The following is a 5,231-nucleotide window of genomic DNA, read 5'->3' on the forward strand; positions in this document are numbered from 1 at the left end:
TTGATATCCATCCTGCGGTGCTACAGTCCACGCATTCATTACCCATTACCCATTACCCATTACCCATTACCCCCCAACTCCCTGTCTTGTCTTGACGCACACAAACGGGAGGGAACCTCCCGTTCGATGCGTCGCTGTCTCGCTGAACCGTCGGCAAAGCCGACGAGCGCGAGCCGCAACTCCCAACTCCCAACTCCCAACTCTCCTCAATGAACACTGTCCTCACCTCCACCTTTATCCTCACGCTCCTGCTCGCGGTGGGGTTATTTTTCTTTATTCGGGCTTCGACTAAGGATCGAATCGAGCAAATGGTTTTAGAGACAAACGAACCAGAAGCGGCTTTATTACCGCGATTGGAAGCATATTTTACAGATCGAGCTTACCGGATTGCGGCGGTCGATCGCGATACCGAGATTGTGACTTTTGAGGGCGTCGTGCGTCCGAGTGTGTTTCTCACCGCGTTGCTGACTGCTTTAGCCGCCATTGGGGCGTTATGTTTGTCCTTGGTGTTATCAATGTTGTTACCGGATTTTGGTAAACTGTTCTTGCTCTTGCTCTTGTTGGCACCTTTGGCTGGCTGGTTTTATTGGCAAGGCTCGGCGCGTACCGAGCAAGTTCGGCTCAAGGTCGAAGTTTCAGAGGCTACGCCACCCCTGACTTCGATTAAAATAAGCGGACATCGAGATGAATTAGCTGTATTTCAATCTACACTGCAATTAAGTGCCCATGAAGATATAGAATAAAAAAAGCACCCAAATCCGATCGATTTGAGTGCTCGCTTAGAAAACAATAGAGATTTATTTGATGCCCAGAAAGTCAACTAGCTAGTAGGTACTGCTGCCAACAGTTACTAGTTGTTGACTTTCTGTTTCTGGCTCTAGCGATCGCAGACTGGGGAATAGAAAATGGTTTTCTTCGACGTATTGCGCGCCAAATAAACCTTTTTCTGCCCAGAAATAGCGATCTGTCGTGTGTTCGTTGCGTTTCACCAACAAGAGTGCTGGAGGAGTAATACCTTCTGATAAGATATATTTCCGCGCAGCAGTAACAGGTTTATCTTCGCCACTTTCAATGCTGAACTGTGGCACCTGCTCCAAAATTCTTCGCCCTTCTTGACGTCTCCGACTTTTCCGTTTGCGTCTTCTAGCCAACCGTCTTACCTCCTCTTTGGTTCAGACAGATGTAATGCCTGTTACAAAAGCCGTCGCTATTCTATCCGCTTCATCATAAAAACTCAAGCCCCTACAAAATACCTTCTTAATCCGCTCAAATCCACCAATATAAAGAAAAACTAAAATTTATCGAGGGTTTTAAGGGCAAAATATTTTAATAATCTTAATAATTCTTTGCATAATTCGGAGTTTAACTCTCGACTCTCTTCCACAGAGGCTATGGTAAAGAGTGGCTGCTATCGCTAACTTATGCCAATCGTGGCAAAATAAGTGAAGAACAGCTACAAACATCGTAGTTGCGTTAAATTGACAACACCCCACGCACCACTAAGCAACGATCGTGCCTACACCTGCGAGTTCGGAATTCATGGCTTTATGTCGCGCACAGCTAAGACTGTTAGCCGAAGGCTTGGGTGCGAGCCTGAGCGTCGTGTACATGACCCAGGAACTAGAAGGCGGTGGGGAGTCAAAATTATTACCGCTAGTAGTCTATCCCGAAGCTGGGGGCGGCTGGTCGGAGGTCATGGATCGAGCGATATCCGATCGCTCTGTGCTCTCGACACCATCCATTGCCACAGAACCAAAATCCGATCGATCGAATCGAGAAAATCGCCACCGTCGCTACACCAATGTGGAATCCGCTAGGCAAATAGCCGACAGAAATAGTCAACTTGCCACATTCGCCCCGCTACAATCGCCGGAGAGGACTGCTGAAGACGATCGCAGCAAGCGACATCAATTGCTCTTACCACTGGTGTCTGAGGGGACGATATTGGGGCTGCTAGCGACCACTCGCGAAACTCAACCTTGGAACTCGCTCGAACAGACCGAAATCAAGCATATCGCTCAAACGATCGCGCTAGCGGGCATTATCGATCGCAAGCACAATTGGCTGAGGCTCGAATTGCAACAACAGCAGCAATTGCAACTTCAGCAACAAAATCTTTTACACAATCTTTTGCACCAACTCCGCAATCCACTTACTGCGATTCGGACATTTGGTAAATTATTAATCAAACGCTTGCAGATTGGTGAAACCGATCGCGGGTTTGCAAGTAGTATCGTCCGTGAAAGCGATCGATTACAAGAACTGTTAACCCATTTAGAAAATGCGATCGATCTGCCGTTAATCAAGGATAGCGATGCTAAAACCGATCGCATCAAACCATTACCATCGAGTCAGGAAGAAGCTAATGTTTCTAATGCCAATTTATTACTTCCCGATGCAGCTTTTCGGATCGAATCTTGTCAATTAACAGATGTCCTCGACCCTTTAATTACATCGGCTGAAGCGATCGCTCAAGATCGCAATTTAACTTTTTATACGCATATACCACGCGATTTACCATTAGTTCAAGCCCATCCAGCCGCCTTAAGAGAAGTATTGAGCAATCTGATCGATAATGCCTTGAAATATACACCCGCTGGCGGCGAAGTCGATGTTGATGTCGAACTAGTTGCCACGGCGATCGATCTACCAGATGTACCCCAACCAGCACGCATCCAAATCTGTATCCGCGATACAGGGGTAGGAATTCCCGCACAAGATTTGGACAAATTATTTACCCGCCATTATCGTGGCGTCCAAGCCCAAGGAAGTATTGCAGGCACTGGGTTGGGACTCGCGATCGCCAAAGAATTGGTCACGCACATGCATGGTAAATTAGAAGTAAAAAGCCCCCCACCAGGTGACGATCGCGGTACGGAATTTATGCTGTGGTTGCAATTAGTGAATGATGGATAATCGATCGTTAATGAGAAGTAGGGCTGGCACGGCCCATCATACAGTCTAAAGCTGAGACTGTACGATTGTCCTGAGACTTATAGTCTCAGGAATGGCGTTATCAATTCTCAATTACTTCTGACTTACCTGTCGATTGTTAATATAGTTATAAGTCAACTTCGACACCGCCTGCACGAAATTGCGAGCGCGCACATCGTTAAAAGAACGCTTCACAAAAATTCCCGCCAAATATAACTTGCCATTGGGCATCTCAATAATCCCTGCATCCCCAATTAACCGCCCCAACGTCCCCGTCTTATGTGCGATCGCCGCACCTTTACCCAAACCAGCGGGTAATAGCTTGCGATTGGCAGTTTGATTGAGAATATCTAAAACTTTGCTGCGACTAGTTTCCGTAATTAATTGTCGCTTGGCAAGTAATGCCGACACTCTCACCAAATCGGCGGGACTAGTCGTATTTGCGCCTTTAAAATCTCCTAACATCCGGTTGATAACTGTTTTACGTAGGCCCCAACTCTTAAACTTACTATTAAGAACTTTGCGTCCGCCTAACCTGTCAATAATCATATTTGTCGCCGTATTATCGCTAATGGCGATCATCTTCGTGGCAGTTTGAAACACGCTCAATTTGGCCCCACGACTATTTTGCAGTTCTCCCGAACCACCAGTAATTAAATCGCGTCTGACTGTCAGCTTTTCATCTAGCTTAACTTGCCCACTATCGACAGCTTGAAACAATGCCATCAAAATTGGCAACTTAATCGTACTTGCCGCCGGAAAACTCTTCTCGCCATTAATATCTAGATAATTGCCCGTATCCACTTCCATAAAAAACATCCCTGGCGAGATCGAACCATACTTCGCCGCTAGGGTCTTAATTTGGCTCTTAAGGACGGTCATTTCCTTGCCGATGGGTACGACGCCAGCAAAGATAATTGGCGCGATGGGGACTGTCTGAATCGTACCCGTGCTAGCTGTCGAAACACCCCGCTGGATCGTTCGCAATTTTATCGACCAGCGCGAGGGAATATCGCTGCGAATAATAATATTCTGCGGACTCACACCGTAACCTGGAGCCAACTCCATCACCAAGCGCGTAGTATTGCGATCGGATTGGGCGATTCGCACTTCTCGCACCGCCGCGCCGTATTGCTTGCGCACTGTTGCTGCGGTCATTTTGGTACCTGGTAGATCGACAACCAAGCGGTAGGGGCCATCGAGCAAGGTCGCTTTAGGCTGAACTCCAGTATCGGTACCAAAGTTCAGTTGATTGCGATCGGGTTTGAATTCCCAGCCAGTAAATGTGCTTGCTCGCGCTGGTGCGGCAAATAAGCACGCGCTGCTAATCAGTCCGGTGAGGAGCCAATTTAGTTTCATAGGGTGAGGACGGGATGTAATGGTAGAGCTATTTCTGGACGCGCTGGTAACTGTGAGAACTAAAGTTATGAGGACGCCACAATTTTGATTTTTAAAAAGCGATGTCATAAATGTGCAGTCACACATTTAAGGTGAGGCTACCGATTCCGGTTTTAGTTTTCACCCAGATGATGATTAACATTTTTAGGCTCCTCGCGTCAATTAACTCTTAAGAGCAAAAATCGTTCGAGTTGTTGCTGAGACTAGCTTAAAAGGCGATCGACAAAATTTCTGTAACAAGTGCTATGGTCAACTGGAAACAATTATCGCTATATTAAGAACTATTAAAGGTTTTAGATCTAAAACCTAATTTGTGTATCTAATTACGTGAGGAGCAAGTTTATGACTAAAGGTATCCACAATTTACCAGCTACATTTACCACCGAAGAATCGCTAGTTGCCAAATTTTTTCGCAGCTCGGCTGGTAACTGGTTATCCGAACGCCGCTACTATACGCTTCCCCACGGAGATACTCAAGAGGTAGTCAGCGAGATCGAGATAAAATTTCTCGAAGCTGGTTGTGCTCAATTGCAACAATTAGCTCGCTTACACGAGTTGGATGAATTCGCGCTTGTCTGTGGGAGCGAAGTTCATTGGGAGAGTCGCGATTCAGTCACAGGCAAAAAAGCTTCTAAAGGCAGTACCTTATTTGGAGCTTTAGGAAATATTCTCTATCGCGATCGCGGTTTTGCTACCCCCAAACCAGTTACCGCTATTTATCATTTCCCCAATCCCGAAACGATGTGCCTGAAAACAGAATATCAAGGTTCGGTATTTGAAGAAGAAATCAAATTAGTCGGCGAGAAGTATCGCACTCGTCAAACAATTATCTCCCGTGCTGGCGAACAAGTAACGATCGGGCAGTATTTAGAAAAGCGGATTAGGGTTTAAGTGCGAAC

The 5,231-nt window shown here is 46.4% G+C and carries 5 protein-coding genes; 3 read left to right on the plus strand and 2 right to left on the minus strand.

Annotated features, from left to right (window positions below; translation table 11 throughout):
- The first annotated feature begins 209 nt into the window (after nucleotides 1-209).
- Entirely contained in the window at nucleotides 210-743 is a 534-nt protein-coding gene (locus tag C7B77_RS23540; protein WP_106310665.1) for a cofactor assembly of complex C subunit B, read from the plus strand.
- An 81-nt stretch (nucleotides 744-824) separates the two neighbouring features.
- Here C7B77_RS23540 and C7B77_RS23545 read toward each other — a convergent pair whose 3' ends face one another.
- Nucleotides 825-1,151: a DUF3155 domain-containing protein gene (locus tag C7B77_RS23545; protein ID WP_106310667.1), complete on the minus strand. Its 327-nt coding sequence runs from the start codon at nucleotides 1,149-1,151 to the stop codon at nucleotides 825-827.
- 361 nt (nucleotides 1,152-1,512) lie between these two features.
- Between C7B77_RS23545 and C7B77_RS23550 the strand changes: the two genes are divergently transcribed.
- A complete protein-coding gene (locus tag C7B77_RS23550) occupies nucleotides 1,513-2,916 on the plus strand; it encodes a sensor histidine kinase (RefSeq protein ID WP_146138473.1) in 1,404 nt (467 codons plus the stop codon).
- Nucleotides 2,917-3,027: 111 nt separating this feature from the next.
- Here C7B77_RS23550 and C7B77_RS23555 read toward each other — a convergent pair whose 3' ends face one another.
- Nucleotides 3,028-4,293: a serine hydrolase gene (locus tag C7B77_RS23555; RefSeq protein ID WP_106310671.1), complete on the minus strand. Its 1,266-nt coding sequence runs from the start codon at nucleotides 4,291-4,293 to the stop codon at nucleotides 3,028-3,030.
- A gap of 381 nt (nucleotides 4,294-4,674) precedes the next feature.
- On the opposite strand from C7B77_RS23555, the gene C7B77_RS23560 reads away from it, so the two are divergent.
- The gene (locus C7B77_RS23560; RefSeq protein ID WP_106310673.1) at nucleotides 4,675-5,223 is read left to right on the plus strand and encodes a phycobiliprotein lyase; all 549 of its coding nucleotides are present in this window, start codon (nucleotides 4,675-4,677) and stop codon (nucleotides 5,221-5,223) included.
- The last annotated feature ends 8 nt before the right edge of the window (nucleotides 5,224-5,231 follow it).

Source organism: Chamaesiphon polymorphus CCALA 037, from assembly GCF_003003845.1.
GTDB lineage: Bacteria > Cyanobacteriota > Cyanobacteriia > Cyanobacteriales > Chamaesiphonaceae > Chamaesiphon > Chamaesiphon polymorphus.

Bases quoted from the DNA above. Each gene is read 5' to 3' on its own strand.
- C7B77_RS23560 (WP_106310673.1), top strand. From the start codon at position 4,675: ATGACTAAAGGTATCCACAATTTACCAGCTACATTTACCACCGAAGAA.
- C7B77_RS23540 (WP_106310665.1), top strand. From the start codon at position 210: ATGAACACTGTCCTCACCTCCACCTTTATCCTCACGCTCCTGCTCGCG.
- C7B77_RS23555 (WP_106310671.1), bottom strand. From the start codon at position 4,293: ATGAAACTAAATTGGCTCCTCACCGGACTGATTAGCAGCGCGTGCTTA.